Raw genomic sequence first — 17170 nt, forward strand, 5'->3', positions numbered from 1 at the left:
CGCGCGCCTCTCATAGGGGCGCAGGGAGCCGCCGATTGGGGCGCGGGGCTGTGGCAGAGTGCGGCTTCGCCGTGTTGGCGCGAGCAACCGGAGACAGCTCCCGACCGATCCCGCACGGTGCGCAGCCATCCCGGACGGCGCGGCTAGTGCCCCGGCAGGCAACGTTTGCCCGTCAAGGAGCGGCGTCCGGTGCGTGCTCTCGGTGTGCCGGACGGAAGCCCTCGTACTGGATGTACTTGGGCTTTCGGCCGGTGCGGCGAGAGTGCGTGCCGGGCGTCGCGACAGGGCGAACGTTGCCTGTTGGGGCACTAGTCCCCGGCCGCAACCGCCTCCGCCTCGGCCTCCCGCTGGGCCTCTCCCGCCTTCTTCGCCTTCCGCTTGACCACCAGCATCGACGCGAGGCCGATGAGCACGGCCGCGACCAGGCCCAGGTACGAGAACTTCTTCAGCCAGGACTCGGCGACCACGCCGACGTAGTAGATGACCGCGGTCGTGCCGCCCGCCCAGACGACGCCGCCCAGGAAGTTGGCGGTCAGGAACTTCCAGTACGGCATGTGCAGCACACCGGCGAGCGGGCCCGCGAAGATCCGCAGCAGGGCGACGAAGCGGCCGAAGAAGACCGCCCACATGCCCCACTTCTCGAAGGACCGCTCGGCGGTCGCGACATGGCCCTCACTGAAGTGCTTGGGGAACTTCTTGCCGAGCCACGCCAGCAGCGGACGTCCGCCCTTGCGGCCGATGGCGTACCCGATGGAGTCGCCGACGACGGCGCCGGCGCTCGCGCAGGCACCCAGGATCACGGGGTTGATGCCGCTGTGCTGGGAGGAGAGCAGCGCGGCCGACACCAGGACGATCTCGCCGGGCAGCGGGATGCCCAGGCTCTCCAGGCCGATGACCAGGGCCACCACCGCGTAGACGGCGGCCGCGGGTACCGTGTCGAGCCACTCCTGGACGTGCACCGCCGGTTCCTCCCCGTTTCGCGTCCGTGCTGGGGTGCGCTCGCGAGGGCGCACCCCAGGCAGCCTACCCGCTCAGCCGGCCGCGACGGCGTCCCACAGATCGCACCGGTGTTCTTGATGCAGCGAGGTCTCGGGGGCTTCGTCAGCCGTTGGGGCGCAGCGTCCACACAACGGTCATCTCGCCGGTCACGGCGCCGTCCTCACGCTGGATGGCGACGGAGACGGGGAATACGGGGCGCTGACCGGCGTCCAGTTCGGCGACGACCTCGGCGGCGGGACGGCCGAGCGTGGCGGTCGCGGTGACCCGGCCCATCGCGAGCTTCTTGTACGCGATCTCGGCGCTGACGGCGAGCGGCACGGCCCGTGACAGCTGCTCCCCGAACGCGGCCAGCACGATCGCGCCGCTCGTCGACTCGCCCAGCGTGAACATGGCTCCGGCGTGCGGCCCGCCGACGTGGTTGTGGTACTCGCTCTGGTCGGGCAGGGCCACCACGGCCTTGTCCGGCGTGGTCTCCAGGAACTCCAGGTTCAGGGTCCTGGCCATAGGCACCGTGGCGGCGAGCATCTCGCCGATCGACATCTGGTCTGCGCTCATGCCGGCATGTTACCCATCAGTAGCCGCCCTGGACCAGGGTCCGGCGGTGATCGCCCCTCGTGACCGCCCCTACGGCAGGGACAGCGGCCGCCCGGGGCGGGCCGTCGGGCGGCGGGAACCGGACGAAGGTCATCGCGGTCGGGTCGGCCGTGTCGTCGGCATCGACGACCCGTGCAGCGGGTCAGCCGATGGTGAAGGCGCCGTCGGGCGGTTCGGGCGACGGAACGGCGTTCTCGTCATGGACCGGCTCGGCGCTGCCCATGAAGTCCCGTAGCGCGGCGCCGTGTTCGACGCGTGCCGGGAAGGCGTCGGCGGCGGTCCGGCGGGTCAGGGGGGCCGTGTCGAGCGGGTGGTGGGCCGCCACGAGCACGGCGTTGCCGAAACGGCGGCCGCGCAGCACGCCCGGCTCGGCGATCAGGGCGAGTTCCTCGAAGACCGCGGCGAACGTGGCGAGTTGGGAGCGGAGGAAGGCGAAGGGCGCGGCGTCGGCGAGGTTCGCCAGATAGACGCCGTCCGGACGCAGCACCCGCTCGGCGGCGCGGGCGTACGCCACCGTCGTCAGGTGGGCAGGGACACGGGAGCCGCCGAAGACGTCCGCGATCACGATGTCGGCGGAGTCCGACGGGGCAGCGTCGAGCCAGGCGCGGGCGTCGGCCGGGTGCAGGGTAATGCCGGCATCGGCGGGCAGGGGAAGGTGTTCCACGACGAGGTCGAGCAGTCCCCGGTCGGCCTCGACGACGTCCTGTCGGGAGCCCGGGCGGGTCGCGGCCACATAGCGGGGCAGGGTGAGCGCGCCCCCACCGAGGTGCAGCACGTCCAGGGCCCGTCCCGGCTCCGCCACCGTGTCGAGCACATGGCCGAGCCGTCGCGCGTACTCGAACTCCAGATGCGTCGGCGCGTCCAGGTCCACGTACGACTGCGGTGCCCCGTCGACCGTCAGCAGCCAGGCTCGTTCACGGTCCACGTCGGGCATCAACTTGGCGGTCCCGTGATCCACGGCACGCGTCACGGGTATCGGCTCGGTCACGTCTCTATTGTGCCGGGGCCGGACGGGGGGACCGTACGGCGCGTTCCGCCGGCGTTGGGCCGGGGCGAGGCGTGCGGCGCGTTCCGCCGGGTCCGGGCCGGGGCCGGACAGTGGCACCGTTGGACCGTTGGCATGCATGGCCGGTCCCGTGCCCGCCAGGACAACCGGGCCGGACAGCGGGGGCAGTCGGCCGTGCGCCCGGCAGAACAATCGGACCAAACAGGGTGGGCAGCCCGCCGTGCGCCCGGCAGAACAACCGGACCGCACGGCGCACCCCACCGCTCCCACGCCGGAGCACAAGAACCGGCTCGTGAACGACCGGCCCCGTGCCCGACAAGACCAGCGGACCGGACGGCGTACTCCACGGGGCCCATGGTCCGAGCCGGATGGCATACCCGGCCGGTCCGGCACCGGGCCGGGCAAGCGGCGGCCCGACGCGATGCCCATGACTCTCGTGTGCTCAAGTCCCGCGCACGCCACTGACGTCGCGGACGCGGGCGCCCGCCCCCTCCAGGCGGACACCCGCGTCCTCGGCCGTGGGCGCGGCACCCCGGGCCGGCGGCCGGTCCGGGCACACTCGGCTCAGCCGACGGCCCGCAGATCCCGGCTCACTCCACGGCCGTCACCGTCCCCGCGCCGACCGTGCGGCCGCCCTCGCGGATCGCGAAGCCGAGGCCTGGCTCAAGCGGGACCTCGCGGCCCAGTTCCACTGTCACCGTGACCGTGTCGCCGGGCCGGGCGACCGCCGTCTCGCCGAGGTCGATGTCGCCGACCACGTCCGCGGTGCGGATGTAGAACTGCGGCCGGTAACCGGTCGACACCGGGGTCGTACGACCGCCCTCGCGCGCCGACAGGACGTACACCTGCGCCGAGAAGCGGCGGCTCGGCACGACGCTGCCGGGCGCCGCGACGATGTGCCCGCGACGCACGGCGTCACGCGGCACCCCGCGCAGCAGCAACGCCACGTTGTCCCCGGCCTGTGCCTCCTCCATGGGCTTGCCGAACGTCTCCAGGCCGGTGACCACGGTCTCCAGACCGGCGCCGAGCACCTCCATCCGGTCGCCCACCCTGACCGTGCCGCGCTCGACGGCGCCGGTGACGACCGTGCCCCGGCCGGTGATCGTCAGCACGTTCTCCACCGGCAGCAGGAACGGCGCGTCCACGTACCGCTCGGGCATGGGCACATAGGTGTCCACCGCGTCGAGCAGCGCGTCGATCGCCGCGGTCCAACGACGGTCCCCCTCCAGGGCCTTGAGCCCGGAGACGCGTACGACCGGTACGGAGTCGCCGGGATAGCCGTGGGCGGTGAGCAGTTCGCGGACCTCCAGTTCGACGAGGTCGGTGAGCTCCTCGTCGCCCGCGTCGGCCTTGTTGAGGGCGACGACGATATGGTCGACGCCCACTTGCCGGGCGAGCAGCACGTGTTCGGCGGTCTGCGGCATGATCCCGTCGAGCGCGGAGACGACGAGGATCGCCCCGTCGAGCTGCGCGGCCCCGGTGACCATGTTCTTGACGTAGTCGGCGTGGCCCGGCATGTCCACGTGCGCGTAGTGCCGGGTGTCGGTCTCGTACTCGACGTGCGCGATGTTGATGGTGATGCCGCGCGCCGCCTCCTCCGGGGCCCGGTCGATCCGGTCGAACGGGACGAAGGTGGAGGCACCGCGCTCGGCGAGGACCTTGGTGATGGCGGCGGTCAGGGTGGTCTTGCCGTGGTCGACGTGCCCCATCGTGCCGATGTTCAGGTGCGGTTTGGTGCGCATGTATGCCGTCTTGGGCATGGCTGTACCTCGAAGCCTCTTCAGCGGTACTCAGCGGTACCGAGTGACTGCCCCGGCGTCGGGTGATCCGGCCGGGACGGGGACCCCAAGGGACTTGCCGACCCTCCCCCTGCGGGGTCCGCCGGACAATCCGGGAAGGGTCAGCTTCGGGCGCCGTCGACTGCGGCCACGAGGATCAGGACGGCAGCCTTCGGGGCATCCGCGGTGGCGGATGCTGCGAGGAGGAAGGCGTACCGGAACATGCAGGAGATCATCGTCGAAGCGCCCGCCCACGTCGAATGGTTTTTCGCGCGGGGCGAGTCCAGCGGGACGAGTTCGGCTGGGCGAGTCCAGTGGGACGGATGCGGCACAACACGGACCCAAGGCTTCCCGATCCTGTGACGTCCGTGAGACGGACCATACGGCGATCACATACATGGGTCGGTTACTGTCGCCGAATGCTCGATGCCACCACCCGCTCTGGGGGCACCGCCACGGCCTCTCCCCGGGCCGCGGCCACAAAGCTCACCGCCGCGTCGGCCACTGCCGCCGTCGACGTACCGCTGGGGTTCACCGCTCGCTGTACCAGAGCGCTGCTCTCGCCCTGGTCGCGGCTGTCCCTGCTCGTGGTCCTGCTCGCCGCGGCCGCGTCCTGCGTGCTGCTGTTCGAGCCGCAGAGGCTGCTGGCGCACGGCTGGCCGCCGCAGTTCGGGGGTGCCGCCGCGGCCGGGGTCTTCGCGGTGGCGTACGGGCTGTGCACAGTCGCGTTCGTGCCGCGACCTCTTCTGAACCTCGCGGCGGGTGCCCTGTTCGGCTCGCAGCTGGGCACTGGGGCGGCTCTGGCAGGCACGGTGCTCGGGGCCGGGATGGCCTTCGGGCTCGGCCGGGTGCTCGGGCAGGACGCCCTGCGCCCGCTGCTGCGCGGACGCTGGTTGAAGGCCGCGGACGGTCAGCTCAGCCGGCACGGCTTCCGCTCGATGATGGCGGCCCGACTGTTCCCCGGGGTGCCGTTCTGGGTGGCCAACTACTGCGCGGCCGTCTCCCGGATGCGCTGGGCGCCGTTCCTGCTCGCGACGGCGCTCGGCTCGATACCGAACACCGCCGCGTACGTCGTCGCCGGCGCCCGCGCCTCGAAGCCGACCTCGCCCGCCTTCCTGATCGCGATGGGCTTCATCGCGGTGCCGGCACTGGTCGGCGCGGTGGTGGCCTGGCGCAAGCGCCACCACCTGCGCGGCCGCTGAGCCGCCCGACCGAGGGGCAGCCGGGCGGACGACGGGAGGGCGGACGACGGGAGTTTGACGACAGGGCCTAGCGGACCGCCTCCAGGATCATCGCGTTGGCGAGGCCGCCCGCCTCGCACATCGTCTGCAGACCGTAACGCGCTCCACGCGCGCGTAGCGCGTGCACAAGAGTGGTCGTCAGCCGGGTGCCGCTCGCGCCCAGCGGGTGGCCGATGGAGATGGCCCCGCCGTGCACGTTGACCTTGGCGAGGTCGGCGCCCGTCTCCTGCTGCCAGGCCAGAACGACGCTGGAGAAGGCCTCGTTCACCTCGAAGAGGTCGATGTCCTCGACCGTCAGGCCTGCCTTGCGCAGCACCTTTTCGGTGGCCGGGATGACGCCGGTGAGCATCAGGAGCGGATCGGAGCCGGTGACCGCGAAGCTGTGCAGCCGGGCCAGCGGGCGCAGGCCGAGGCGGGCCGCGGTCTCGCTGGAGGTGATCAGAACGGCCGACGCGCCGTCGTTGATCGGGCTGGCGTTGCCGGCGGTGACGTTCCACTCGATCTGCGGGAACCGCTCGGCGAAGCCGGGGTCGTAGTACGCGGGCTTGAGGCCGGAGAGGATCTCGGGCGTGCTGGACGGCCGTATGCACTCGTCGCGCGTGAGGCCTTCCAGGGGAGCCGTCTCGGCGTCGAACAGACCGGCGTCCCAGGCCGCTGCCGCCTTGCGGTGCGAGGACACCGCGAAGGCGTCCATCTGCTCGCGGCCGATCGACCACTTCGCGGCGATCAGCTCGGCGCTGATGCCCTGCGGGACCAGGCCCTCCGGGTAGCGCGCGGCGACGCCGGGCCCGAAGGGGTCCTTGCCGGGGGGCACGTTCGACCACATCGGCACACGGCTCATGGACTCCACGCCGCAGGCCACGACGATGTCGTACGCGCCGGAGAGCACTCCCTGCGCGGCGAAGTGCACGGCCTGCTGGGAGGAACCGCACTGGCGGTCCACGGTGGTCGCGGGCACCGTCTCGGGGAAGCCCGCGGACAGGACGGCGTAGCGGGTGGTGTTCGTGGCCTGCTCGCCGACCTGGTCGACGGTGCCGCCGATGACGTCGTCGATGAGTGCCGGGTCGATGCCGGAGCGTTCGACGAGGGTGCGCAGGGTGTGCGCGAGGAGTTCCACGGGATGGACCTGGGCGAGGGCGCCGTTCGGCTTGCCCTTGCCCACCGGGGTGCGTACGGCTTCGACGATCACGGCGTCACGCATGGTGCGGGCCTCCTTGCCCGGCGGGTGCCGGTGCGGTGATACCGGCGGGAGTGATTACCGGTGAGTAGGAAATCTGGACCCACCATAACTCTGAGAGTTGGAAAAGCAAACCCTCGCCTAGACTGGCCGCATGGCCGCCTCCAAAGACCCGCGCCCCTGCTCGATCGCCGACACCCTGGCTCTCGTCGGCGAGAAGTACTCCCTGCTCGTCCTGCGCGAGGTCTGCCTCGGCAACCGACGCTTCGACCAGCTCGTCCGCAACATCGGCGCCCCGCGAGACGTGCTGGCCACACGTCTGAAGCGGCTGGTGGACGCGGGAATCCTGACGAAGAAGATCTACACCGAGCGCCCGCAGCGCTTCGAGTACAGGCCCACGGCGGCGGGCCTGGAGCTGGAGTCGGTCCTGATGACCCTCATGGCATGGGGCGACCGCCATCTCAGGCAGGACGACGATCGCCCCATGGTGATCGAACACATCTGCGGCAACGAACTCGTCCCGGTCGTCACCTGCTCCGCCTGCGGCGAGGAGGTCCACCACGAGGACTTGACGCCGCACCCTCAGGCGCAGGGCTGGACGGTGTCGGGGCCTACGGCCGCCTAGGGACGCCTACGGACGCCTAGGGACCCTAGAGACGAATACGGACGGCTGACGCCCAGAGACGAATACGGACGGCTATGGACGGCTACGGCGTCCCCTTGTAGACGTCCAGCCGCCCGCACATGCCGAACTTGCCATGCGCGGACGGCTGCTGCGCCCGTACGACCGCGTCGGCGAGGTGGGAGACATCGCCGCGCTCCAGGCGGTCGAACTGTTCCCCGGTGGCGGACGCGGCGGCCTCGGCACCCCGCCGCCACCGTTCGCGCCACTCGGCCAGTCGCGGCCGTACGAGCGCGGCGGCCGCCCGGTGGAAGGCGGCGAGCGGCTCGGGGCCGTCCGCGTCGCGCAGCGCCCGGTAGCCCTCCAGGGCAAGATCGCGCCGAGCCCGGGCAATCCGCTCCTGCTCCTCCTCGGGCACGTCGGCCGGGATGACGGTCGCGGCGGCGTAGGTCTCCGGATCGGTCAGGTACTGCGGAGGCAGGGTGAGGACGGCGTCGCCCGCCTCCGGGAGCCCGCTGTTCTGCATGAGGACGGTGATGCGCAGGTCGTCCTCGTTGACCAGCCGGTGGATGGTGCCGGGCGTGAACCAGGCGACCGTGCCGGGCGCGAGGGGCGTGACCTCGCACCCGGACGTCGTCAGCGTCTGCACCGCGCCGCGCCCGCCGGTGACGACGTACGCCTCCGAACAGGTCAGATGCAGATGGGGAGTTCCGCCGCATACGCCGTCGGCTGCGGGCCAGTCGTAGACGGACAGGTGCGAGACGGCCACGGCGCCCGGCAGCCCGGTGAACTCCCCGGGGCTCACCACGGGTGCTCCTCCAGATACTTGGCGACCTCCTCACGCTCCCACGCGCCGTCCGCCACCACAACCCGGTACCGTCGCCGCAGTGTGTCGCCCGGGGCCAGCTCCAGCTCGTCGTAGAACGCCCAGGACGGGGCGACGGCCGCGAAGGGCTCGTTGCGGACGAACCAGTGGGCCGGGTGGGCGCCGCGCTCTCCCAGGTGATCGTTCTCGGGAGCGTGCGCGAAGAGGAGTGTGGCGTGCCCGTCGGCGCCGTCGTGCTCCCCCGAGTACGCGAGCCAGGGCGCCTGCTGCCCCATCAGCCCCGGCCCCTCGGAGCGCGGCCCGATGACCCGCCCGTCCCGGAAGGCACGCGGTCCGCGCCAGAACAGGCCCGTGTAGCCGGCCATCTCCCGGCCGGCGGTGGTCGGACTGCCGAACAGCAGCGGCTCGTCGCGGCGGTTCGTGATCGCGGAGGTCCAGGTCAGCGCCCAGGAGCCGGACGCGACGTCAATATCGTGCACCTCGATGCGGCGCTCCTCCTCGGCCCACGGCTCACCGCTGTACGGGTGCCAGGTGAGCCGCTCGGCGATGACCGCGCGGTCGCCGTCCGCGTCGATCTCGTCGAAGGCGACGTGCGCCATCGAACCGACGCGCTCCGGCAGCGCGAGATACCCCTCGCCGTGCACGTATGTGTTGCCGCCCCACAGGTTCTGGCCCGACAGATGTGAGGCGGTGAGCTGCAGGCCCTTGTGCCAGCGGTGGTCGTTGGGCCGGTAGTCGGTGACGATGTCGCCGGCGAGCGTCCGGACCGGGTGCAGATACGGTTTGGGCGCCTCCCAGGCCGCCTCGGGGCCGTAGACGTAGCTGAACAGCTCCACGCCGGTGGTCGGCTCGGTGAGCGTGACGCGGTCGCCGTGCGCGTGCACGATGCGCAGGGCACCCAGGGTCCCGGTCATGCGGACACCTCCTGGCTCGGCGCCTCCTGGGACGCTGCCTCGCCGACCACAGGCGCCCAGCCGGGCGCGCCCCCATGCAGGGCCGTGTAGTACGGGTCTCCGGGGCCGATCTCCCCGGCGCGGACGGTCGTGTCGGTGAACGCCGACTTGTACAGCGCGGTGATCAGCTCCAGGCTGGTGCGCCCGTCGGCGCCGCTGCTGCGCGGCCGCTCGCCGGCCCGCATGCTCGCGACCAGCTCGCGCAGCTGTTCCAGGTGCGAACTCGGCACGTCCGCACCGAAGTCCCGCCAGACCGCGACCTCCTTCTCGGGGACGTCGGGGGCGGGTGTGATGCGCCAGTTGTCGTTGCTGTGGCCGTACAGATGCGTGAGTTCGACGGTGGCGCGCTCGCAGTCGATGCGGATGCGGCTGACCTCGTCGGGGCTGAGCACGCTGTTGACAACCGTCGCGAGAGCGCCGCTCTCGAACCGCACGAGCGCCGTGGACACGTCCTCCGTCTCCACGTCGTGCACCAGGCGCCCGGCCATGGCCCGGACCTCGCTCCACGGTCCGAGCAGGTCGAGGAGGAGGTCCATCTGATGGATGCCGTGGCCCATGGCGGGCCCGCCGCCCTCGGTCCCCCAGCGCCCGCGCCAGGGCACGGCGTAGTAGGCGGCGTTGCGGTACCAGGTGGTCTGGCAGTGCGCCACCAGCGGGCGGCCCATGGCCTGCTCGGCCAGCAGCCGTCGCACGTGCCGGGAGCCGGAGCCGAAGCGGTGCTGGAAGACGATCGACGCGTACGGGCCGCCGTTCGTGCCCTCCTCCGCCTCGACGGCGTCGAAGTCGGCCAGCGTCGGCACCGGCGGCTTCTCGCACCACACCCAGGCACCGCCCCGCAGCGCGGCGATGGTCTGCTCCCGGTGCAGGATGGGCGGCGTACAGATGCTGACCAGGTCGGGCCGCTGCTCCTCCAGCATGCGGTGGAGGTCGGTGTACGCGTGCGGAATGCCACCTTCGGCGCACACCCGCTGGACCGAGTCGGCGTCGATGTCGACGGCGGCGACGATCTCGACCTCGCCCTCCTCGGCGAGCCGGGCGAGCGCCGGCAGATGGGAGTCGCGCGCGATGGCGCCCGTGCCGATGAGGGCGGCCTTGATGCGACGGCCGGCGAACGGAAGTACCGGATGCGGGCTGATGGCGTTGTCGGCGTCGGCGGTGGACGCGTTGTGTGCTGTGGGCATGTACGTGATCAGCGCTCCATCGGACGTGACGTCAGACGTTGGCCAACGCGTGTTGACTCCGGAGGACCCGGGGACAGCAAGCGCTTTCCCTCGGCTGCAACGTAAGCGGCGTCCAAGGGGCCGGTCAACACCACCGGCACCACCGTCACGCGAGGCGGACGGCGCTCGGCCCGGCGTGGCGCGGGGAAGCCGTCCCAAGCGCCGGTAAAGCCCCGGTGATGGAACCGTCATCCCGGGACGCTACTCTGCCACCCACACACTTGATCACCGGCTGCACCACGGCACACCGCGGCCCGGTGTGCCCGTCGTCGCTTCCACGATTCCACGATCAGCGCTTGGACCACATCACTTCATGTCTTGGTTTGAATCCCTCATCCTCGGACTCGTCCAGGGGCTGACCGAATTCCTCCCCGTCTCCTCCAGCGCGCACCTCCGCCTGACCGCGGCCTTCGCGGGCTGGACGGACCCGGGGGCGGCCTTCACCGCGATCACCCAGATCGGCACGGAAGCCGCGGTGCTGATCTACTTCCGCAAGGACATCGCGAACATCCTCTCGGCCTGGTTCCGCTCGCTGTTCGACAAGACGATGCGGCAGAACCATGACGCACAGATGGGCTGGCTGGTGATCGTCGGCTCCATACCCATCGGCGTCCTCGGGGTGACCCTGAAGGACCAGATCGAGGGCCCGTTCCGTGATCTGCGGGTCACGGCGACGATGCTGATCGTCATCGGCGTGATCATCGGCATCGCGGACCGTCTCGCGGCGCGCGACGAGAAGGGCGGCCGGCACCGGACGCCGAAGCAGCGCAAGACGCTCCAGGACCTGAACATCAAGGACGGTCTCGTCTTCGGCGTCTGCCAGGCGATGGCCCTGATCCCCGGTGTCTCCCGCTCCGGCGCGACGATCAGCGGCGGCCTGTTCCTCGGCTACCGACGCGAGGCCGCGGCACGCTACTCGTTCCTCCTCGCCATCCCGGCCGTGCTGGCCTCGGGCGTGTTCGAGGTCAAGGACGCGGCGGAGGGCGGACACGTCAGCTGGGGGCCGACACTGTTCGCGACGGTCATCGCGTTCGCGTCCGGGTACGCGGTCATCGCGTGGTTCATGAAGTTCATCTCGTCGAAGTCCTTCATGCCGTTCGTGTGGTACCGGATCGCGCTCGGGGTGGCGTTGATCGCGCTGGTCAGTGCGGATGTGCTGAGTCCTCATGCGGGGGAGTCGGCGGGGTGAGGGCGGGGCTTTGAGCTGACAGCCCGCCCTGCGCCGAGCGCTCAGGTAGGAATGAAACTCGGCCACCACGGCGGGACGTTTCCCGGGCACCAAGGGTCGGGGTAGGAATCCAGGATGCCAAGCCACGTCACCAGGAACCACGCGAACCACACGCTGAAGAGGACCCCAGCTGTCAGTGCCGCGCCTCCATGACGTCTTCCGAGGGCACCGTACAGAACCACCCAAGGCACCGCTGCGGCGAACCATATGAAGGGCGCGAGAAAGAGCAGGGAGACAGAGTTGGCGCCTGCATTGACGCCTATGTCGCACGAAGTCCACACCTGCCCGATGGTGACGATCGAGACCAACGATGTCAGACCGCCTAGGACGATGCCGAACCGAAGTCCCCTGGACCAGGGTCTCCCAGGCCTGGATCGCTCCGTTTCCACCATCTCTCATCCCCCTCTGGTCGTGGACGGCGAGACTATCAACGGCCCAAACACAGCAGCCTGCGCTTTCTGATCGGCAGATCAGAGGTCATTCGAGCCCTCTGCACTTGATCAACTCCCAGTCGCTCCCACCCCGGGAATGACGACGCCCCCGCAGATTCAGGCCGCGGGGGCATCGCTCTTGACGGCCCAAGGCGGGGCGGCCCTCGTCAACGACAATGCAAGGCGTTGACACAACGGGCGTGGACGCGGCCCGCTCCGACCCCTCCGCCGGATGGGCTGACCTGGTCGTACGGCACCGACTCGTCGCCGACCTTGATCGGCTTGTCGCAGGCCAGGCACATCGACACACCGGTCAGCGTCTCGTAGTGGTCGCAAAGGGCTGCCAACGAGCGGGCGAGTCGACGGGCGTACGCACCGTCGCCACCCGGCACGGGGCTGGGCTCAGCCGCGAGCCTCTGCCGGGCCTCACCGATGCAGGCAAGCGCGCAGTACCGGGGCACGTCATCCTTGGGCAGCTTCACGGCAGCCGCCTGGACTTCCGGCATGAGCAGCTCCATGTGCCCGCGCAACAGGCCAGTCAGCGTCTCCAGTTCGGTGCTGGTGTGCGGCGTGTTCTCTGTAGGTGTGAGCAGGCGGTTGATGGTTTCGCGCATCATCGCGATATCCGGCGCCCGAGTGTCGTTGTTCGTCTCCACAGCGCTGCCCATGCCAAACGCTCCGATCCGTTGTCAGACCAGAAGACGAAGTCGTAGACCGGTTCCTTGTGCGGGTAGTCCACTACGGCGCCGTACCGACCGCGCAGGATGGCCATTGCGGCGAGTTCGAGCTGGCGCAGTAGGCGAACCGCATCCCGGTCCTCGCCCGCATCATGCAGGGTGCACCCTGCTGCAGTCTGTAAGCACGTGGTCGGCATGGCAGAGGCTCCTCTGTGTCAGCAGCATTCAGGTGCGTTCAAGGGTGGCCCTCTTGCATGCAGAATCCGAGGACTTCAAGAGGTCTTTTAATGGCACTGAATAGGACTTTCGTTGGATCCTAGGGGTGACGGGTAGCCAGCATGCGGACTTGCAAGGACACTTGCCGCAGTGCTCGACATGGAGGTGCAGCAGTGGCACGGCCCGTGGGGAACACCCGCCTCAAGTCCGCCCGCATGGCAGCTGGTTATCCATCTCAGCAGTCCCTCGCGGATGCGCTGGGCGTCGGTGTCCGACAGGTGCGGCGATGGGAGTCCGACACGCCTCCATGGCCCCAGCCAGAGGTAGGCCAGGCCCTCACACGGGTCCTCGGACAGGACCTGGAATCGCTCGGATTCACCCCGTCGCACGGCGCTCAGACCAACCACGGGCGGCGCACAATCCTCGCCGCCACGGCGGCCGCCGTGGGGCTCGCGGTGGTACCGACACAGGCCGCAGCAATGCAGCCCGCCACGGTCGCGGCTGACTACGAGGCTGTCACGCGGTCGCACCGACGCTTGTACTGGTCGGTCGCCCCAGCCACTCTCCACCCTGCCGCTGTTGCCCATGCCACGCTTGGGTGTGCGCTGCTGCCGGAGACCGCCGGCCAGACGCGGCAGAGAATGGCGGCAGCGCTCGCGGAGACGTGGCTGCTCGCCGGGCGCATCGAGTTCTTCGACCTGCGCGACACCGACCGCGCGCAACAGACCCTGCTGCGGGCGCTACAGGCCGCGGGCGAAGCCGACGACCCGCTTCTCGGGTCGGCGATTCTGGCGCACACCGCGTTCATCCCCGGTTGGGCAGACGAGCGGGACGCCGCCGCAGAGCGGATGGTCGCCGCCCGCACCTACGCCCGCCGCGGCCCCGCATCAGCCGAGTTGCTCGCGTGGCTCGACGCAGTCGAAGCCGAGTGCGAGACCCGGTGCGGCAACACCCGTACGGCGCTGCACCTGATCGGGCATGCCGAGACCGTCCTCGACGCTGGGGGCGAGCACGAGTCGCCCGACTGGCTCGACTGGTTCTCTCCGGTCCGACTCGCCGCCTTCAAAGGCAACACCCAACTCAAGGCCGGGCACCTGCCTCAAGCCCGCGCGACCCTGCTCGGCGTCCTGGACGCCCTCGACTCCAATGAGGAGAAGCAGGCCACCGTTGTCCTCGGAGACCTCGCCGCCGTCGAAGCTACGGCCGGCCGGCCCGAAGAAGCCTGCCGCTACGCGCTACGCGCCCTCGACCAGCTGGAGCGCACCTGGTACGCCATGGGCATGGACCGTGTCCGCGAGGTCCGGCGCGCCCTGGCGCCGCACCAGCACGAGCAGTGCGTGCGCGAGCTGGACGACCGCCTCTACGACTGGTCAACGACAGTCAGCGCACTGAGCCGTTGAAGTTAGCGATCAGCCCGGACAGTTCGAGGAGGCTCTCAACCCTGAAACTCGGAAGCTTCTCGGCCTCTTCCGTCCGCCACTGGATCGTCGCCCATGGGCCGCGGTGCACAAGAGCTGTACGCATACCGGCCGCGACGGCAGGGCGGATGTCATTGTCTACGCGATCGCCGACGTAAAGGATCTCGTCAGGCTGGGCCGACGCGACTTCAGCGACGCGGTGGAAGAACGCCGGGTCAGGCTTGCTGGCGCCCCAGTCGTCCGAGGTGCCGATCAGGTCGACGTCGTTGGTGAACAGCTCGCGCAGGATCCGGCCGGCGCGTATGGTCTGGTTCCCGGCGATGCCCAGCCAGAGGCCGTCAGCCCGGAGCGCGGCGAGCGCATCCCGCACGTCCGGGTACAGGTCGGCCTCGCCGAACGTCTCAGGCTTCCCGGCAGCGGTGCGCTTCTCTCTTTCCTCGTAGAGGTCGAAGCCCGGCCGGAATTCCTCGAAGGTCTCGCGGTAGTCGCGGCCCTGAGCGATGACAGCGCCGAACATGGCGTGGAACGTGTGCCGAGGTACGCCAAGCCAATCGGCCCAGGTTCCGTATTCAGTCGTTTCGTCCACCAGGCACTCGCCGACGTCGAAGACCACTGCGCGAATCATGCAGGCAGCGTATAGGGGATGATCACGAGCGATCCACGGGCAGGGGGTGTGCAAACCATCACCGCACGGACATGCTCAGGATCGGAGCACTGACGGAGGCCTCATACTCCAGCTGTAGATCGTGATCTTGCTGGTCGGGGCCGGTGCGGAGACAGGTGCGGCCACCGTTGATCATCGTGAGTTGTGTGGACTAACGACGAGACGGTGGCCGCGGGGCACAGCATAGATCCCGCCCGTTGGCGGGAGGCGTTCGAGGTGGCCATGGGCCGGATCGCGGGCCGGTTCGCCCGGGTCGAACCACGGCTGCGGGCCGGGCGGTTGGTATTGGGCCTGCTGTCGGACTTGCCTCGCAAGAACTGCTGGACGATCGCGGAGTGGGCCGGGGAGGGCAGCCCGCACGGCATGCAGCATCTGCTGTGCCATGCCGTCTGGGATGCCGATGCCGTCCGCGACGATGTGCGCGAATACGTCGTTGAGCATCTCCACGACGAGGCCGCGGTGCTGGTCGTCGACGAGACCGGCGATGTGAAGAAGGGCACTCACACCGTTGCCGTTCAGCGCCAGTACACCGGCACGGCCGGGCGGATCGAGAACTCGCAGGTCGCGGTCTACCTTGTCTACGCGGGCACCCGGGGCCACGCGGCGGTCGACCGGGAGCTGTACATCCCGCGCTCCTGGACGTGCGACCCGGATCGCTGCCGGGCGGCAAGACTGGGCCAGGACACCGTCTTCGCGACCAAACCGGACCTGGCCCGCACGATGATCGAGCGGTTCCTTGACGCCGGAGACCGCGTCGACTGGGTAACCCACACCCCTGGCTGTCTTGGTCAAGGTTGCCGGCTCCTGGTGGCGTGTGGAAGAGACCTTCCAGGCCGGCAAGGGGCTGGCGGGACTCGACGAGCACCAGGTCCGCCGCTACCCCTCCTGGATCCGCTGGGTCACCCTCGCGATGCTCGCCCACGCCTTCCTCGCGGTCCTCCGCGCCGACGAGCACGCACGCAACCCTGCCCCGGACGCGCTGGTCCCGCTGTCCTGCAACGAGATCCAGCGCCTGTTCATCACGGTCACCGTCCGGCCCGCCCACGACGTGGCCCACCGGCTCGGCTGGTCTGACTGGCGGCGCCGCCACCAGCAGCGATCACGGGCCAGCCATTACCGGCGACAAGCCGCATCCCAGACATGAAGATCACAACAGTATTGGACAGCAAAAACTCGAACGGGTACGGCGGGGCTGGGCGGGACAAGGGAGCAAGCTAAGTGACCCTCTCGGGGCGAACTGGGGAGCGTCGTGCCCAACTGGCATCGCGCCGTTCGAGGACTGATCGGCGCGCGCTACCCTCTCGGCCATGTCAGAGACCAGGCGAAGACTGGTGCGGGCCTTTTGGGCCGTGGACCGCCTCCTTGGCGGTGAGCGCCCACCAACACGCACACAGAAGCTCGCGGCCCGGCATCCGGTCGGCCTACAACATGGAGACAGCCGGTCGCAGCATCCGCTTACTCGAGGTAAAGAGCCGCCAAGCCAGGCAGCCGGCGGGTCATTTCCCCTCGGTCGTCGAAATCGAAGTTCCAAGAGGGATCAAGCTCCGGGTATCGGATGGTGAACGCGTTGTCAGGCAGTTGTTTGCCGGTCGCCATGACGTGTGCGTTCCAGACGATGCTCAGCGTCTCCTCACAATCGAGATCGAATCCGCTGGCCGCTGAAGCTCGCACGACAGGCAAATCTGCGAGCGCATCGGGAGCAGCGACTATGCGCTCGAAGACCTCGCGCCCCTGCACGATCAACCAGCCGCGGAAGTAGTCGAAGCCGTCGTCGGAGCATCCGCCGTTGATCACGTAGGCAGCGGCCCACAGAGGGTTCGCGTAGGAGTCGGCCATCAGGTCCCACAAGACCTGCTGAGCGGCAACGATCTCCTCGGCCGACTGTGTGGCCAGCAGTGAGGTTGCCCGCTGAGCGACAGCTTCTCCGTCGTTCGGGTTGGACGCCTGGTTGCGGGCTGCCTCGATGAGCTGCCAGAAGTGCTGCTTGTTCATGGCGGCAGAGCATGCCACCTGGTACTGACACCGCACCGGTCTCGTGAGATTGGCCGTCAGAGCATTCCCCGTCGCCCGCATGCACAACCTCGCCCTCGCCGCATGGCCACGAGCCCCAACAGCCCCGT

Annotated in this window: 15 protein-coding genes and 1 pseudogene; 5 read left to right on the plus strand and 11 right to left on the minus strand. The window is 69.7% G+C overall.

All coding sequences use genetic code 11. The features are described 5' to 3' along the window. Positions 1-308 precede the first annotated feature (308 nt). From Q2K21_RS21895 to tuf, 4 genes are all read right to left on the minus strand, one after another. Positions 309-959, minus strand: coding sequence for a DedA family protein (locus Q2K21_RS21895; RefSeq protein WP_310773597.1), 651 nt, complete (start codon positions 957-959; stop codon positions 309-311). A 142-nt stretch (positions 960-1101) separates the two neighbouring features. Then, positions 1102-1539, minus strand: coding sequence for a DUF4442 domain-containing protein (locus Q2K21_RS21900; protein ID WP_310781162.1), 438 nt, complete (start codon positions 1537-1539; stop codon positions 1102-1104). A 196-nt stretch (positions 1540-1735) separates the two neighbouring features. Continuing rightward, the gene (locus Q2K21_RS21905) at positions 1736-2581 is read right to left on the minus strand and encodes a spermidine synthase (RefSeq protein WP_310773599.1); all 846 of its coding nucleotides are present in this window, start codon (positions 2579-2581) and stop codon (positions 1736-1738) included. Between the two features lie 608 nt (positions 2582-3189). Then, positions 3190-4359, minus strand: a complete 1170-nt coding sequence (gene tuf / locus Q2K21_RS21910; protein WP_310773601.1) for an elongation factor Tu — start codon at positions 4357-4359, stop codon at positions 3190-3192. Positions 4360-4796: 437 nt separating this feature from the next. Here tuf and Q2K21_RS21915 point away from each other — a divergent pair, with 437 nt between their 5' ends. Further along, the gene (locus Q2K21_RS21915) at positions 4797-5579 is read left to right on the plus strand and encodes a TVP38/TMEM64 family protein (RefSeq protein ID WP_310773603.1); all 783 of its coding nucleotides are present in this window, start codon (positions 4797-4799) and stop codon (positions 5577-5579) included. A 67-nt stretch (positions 5580-5646) separates the two neighbouring features. Here Q2K21_RS21915 and Q2K21_RS21920 read toward each other — a convergent pair whose 3' ends face one another. Further along, entirely contained in the window at positions 5647-6819 is a 1173-nt protein-coding gene (locus tag Q2K21_RS21920; RefSeq protein WP_310773606.1) for a thiolase family protein, read from the minus strand. A 130-nt stretch (positions 6820-6949) separates the two neighbouring features. Here Q2K21_RS21920 and Q2K21_RS21925 point away from each other — a divergent pair, with 130 nt between their 5' ends. Continuing rightward, complete coding sequence (locus Q2K21_RS21925; RefSeq protein WP_310773608.1) at positions 6950-7420, plus strand: winged helix-turn-helix transcriptional regulator; 471 nt, start codon at positions 6950-6952, stop codon at positions 7418-7420. 82 nt (positions 7421-7502) lie between these two features. On the opposite strand, the gene Q2K21_RS21930 is transcribed toward Q2K21_RS21925, so the two are convergent. The 3 genes from Q2K21_RS21930 to Q2K21_RS21940 are packed head-to-tail and all read right to left on the minus strand — an operon-like array spanning position 7503 to position 10377. Next, positions 7503-8225: a cupin gene (locus Q2K21_RS21930; protein ID WP_310773611.1), complete on the minus strand. Its 723-nt coding sequence runs from the start codon at positions 8223-8225 to the stop codon at positions 7503-7505. Continuing rightward, entirely contained in the window at positions 8219-9157 is a 939-nt protein-coding gene (locus Q2K21_RS21935; protein ID WP_310773613.1) for a DUF6807 domain-containing protein, read from the minus strand. Before Q2K21_RS21935 ends, Q2K21_RS21930 begins: the two co-directional genes overlap by 7 nt. Next, a complete protein-coding gene (locus tag Q2K21_RS21940) occupies positions 9154-10377 on the minus strand; it encodes a Gfo/Idh/MocA family protein (RefSeq protein WP_310773616.1) in 1224 nt (407 codons plus the stop codon). Before Q2K21_RS21940 ends, Q2K21_RS21935 begins: the two co-directional genes overlap by 4 nt. A gap of 352 nt (positions 10378-10729) precedes the next feature. Between Q2K21_RS21940 and Q2K21_RS21945 the strand changes: the two genes are divergently transcribed. Next, on the plus strand, positions 10730-11605 hold the full coding sequence (locus Q2K21_RS21945) for an undecaprenyl-diphosphate phosphatase (RefSeq protein ID WP_310773618.1): 876 nt from the start codon (positions 10730-10732) through the stop codon (positions 11603-11605). Between the two features lie 637 nt (positions 11606-12242). Here the strand turns inward: Q2K21_RS21945 and Q2K21_RS21950 are convergent. Continuing rightward, positions 12243-12731 carry a DUF6415 family natural product biosynthesis protein gene (locus Q2K21_RS21950; RefSeq protein ID WP_310773621.1) on the minus strand — a complete coding sequence of 163 codons (489 nt, stop codon included), beginning with the start codon at positions 12729-12731 and terminating at the stop codon, positions 12243-12245. A gap of 410 nt (positions 12732-13141) precedes the next feature. On the opposite strand from Q2K21_RS21950, the gene Q2K21_RS21955 reads away from it, so the two are divergent. Beyond that, on the plus strand, positions 13142-14368 hold the full coding sequence (locus Q2K21_RS21955; protein WP_310773623.1) for a helix-turn-helix transcriptional regulator: 1227 nt from the start codon (positions 13142-13144) through the stop codon (positions 14366-14368). Here the strand turns inward: Q2K21_RS21955 and Q2K21_RS21960 are convergent. Further along, complete coding sequence (locus Q2K21_RS21960; protein WP_310773625.1) at positions 14349-15011, minus strand: HAD family hydrolase; 663 nt, start codon at positions 15009-15011, stop codon at positions 14349-14351. The genes Q2K21_RS21955 and Q2K21_RS21960 overlap by 20 nt on opposite strands. Positions 15012-15272: 261 nt before the next feature. On the opposite strand from Q2K21_RS21960, the pseudogene Q2K21_RS21965 reads away from it, so the two are divergent. After that, a pseudogene (locus Q2K21_RS21965) lies at positions 15273-15984 on the plus strand (IS701 family transposase); the annotation flags it as partial. A gap of 521 nt (positions 15985-16505) precedes the next feature. Here Q2K21_RS21965 and Q2K21_RS21970 read toward each other — a convergent pair. Next, a complete protein-coding gene (locus tag Q2K21_RS21970; RefSeq protein ID WP_310773628.1) occupies positions 16506-17042 on the minus strand; it encodes a DUF4240 domain-containing protein in 537 nt (178 codons plus the stop codon). Positions 17043-17170 lie beyond the last annotated feature (128 nt).

Origin of the sequence: Streptomyces sp. CGMCC 4.7035 (assembly GCF_031583065.1) — a bacterium.
Classification (GTDB): domain Bacteria; phylum Actinomycetota; class Actinomycetes; order Streptomycetales; family Streptomycetaceae; genus Streptomyces; species Streptomyces yaanensis.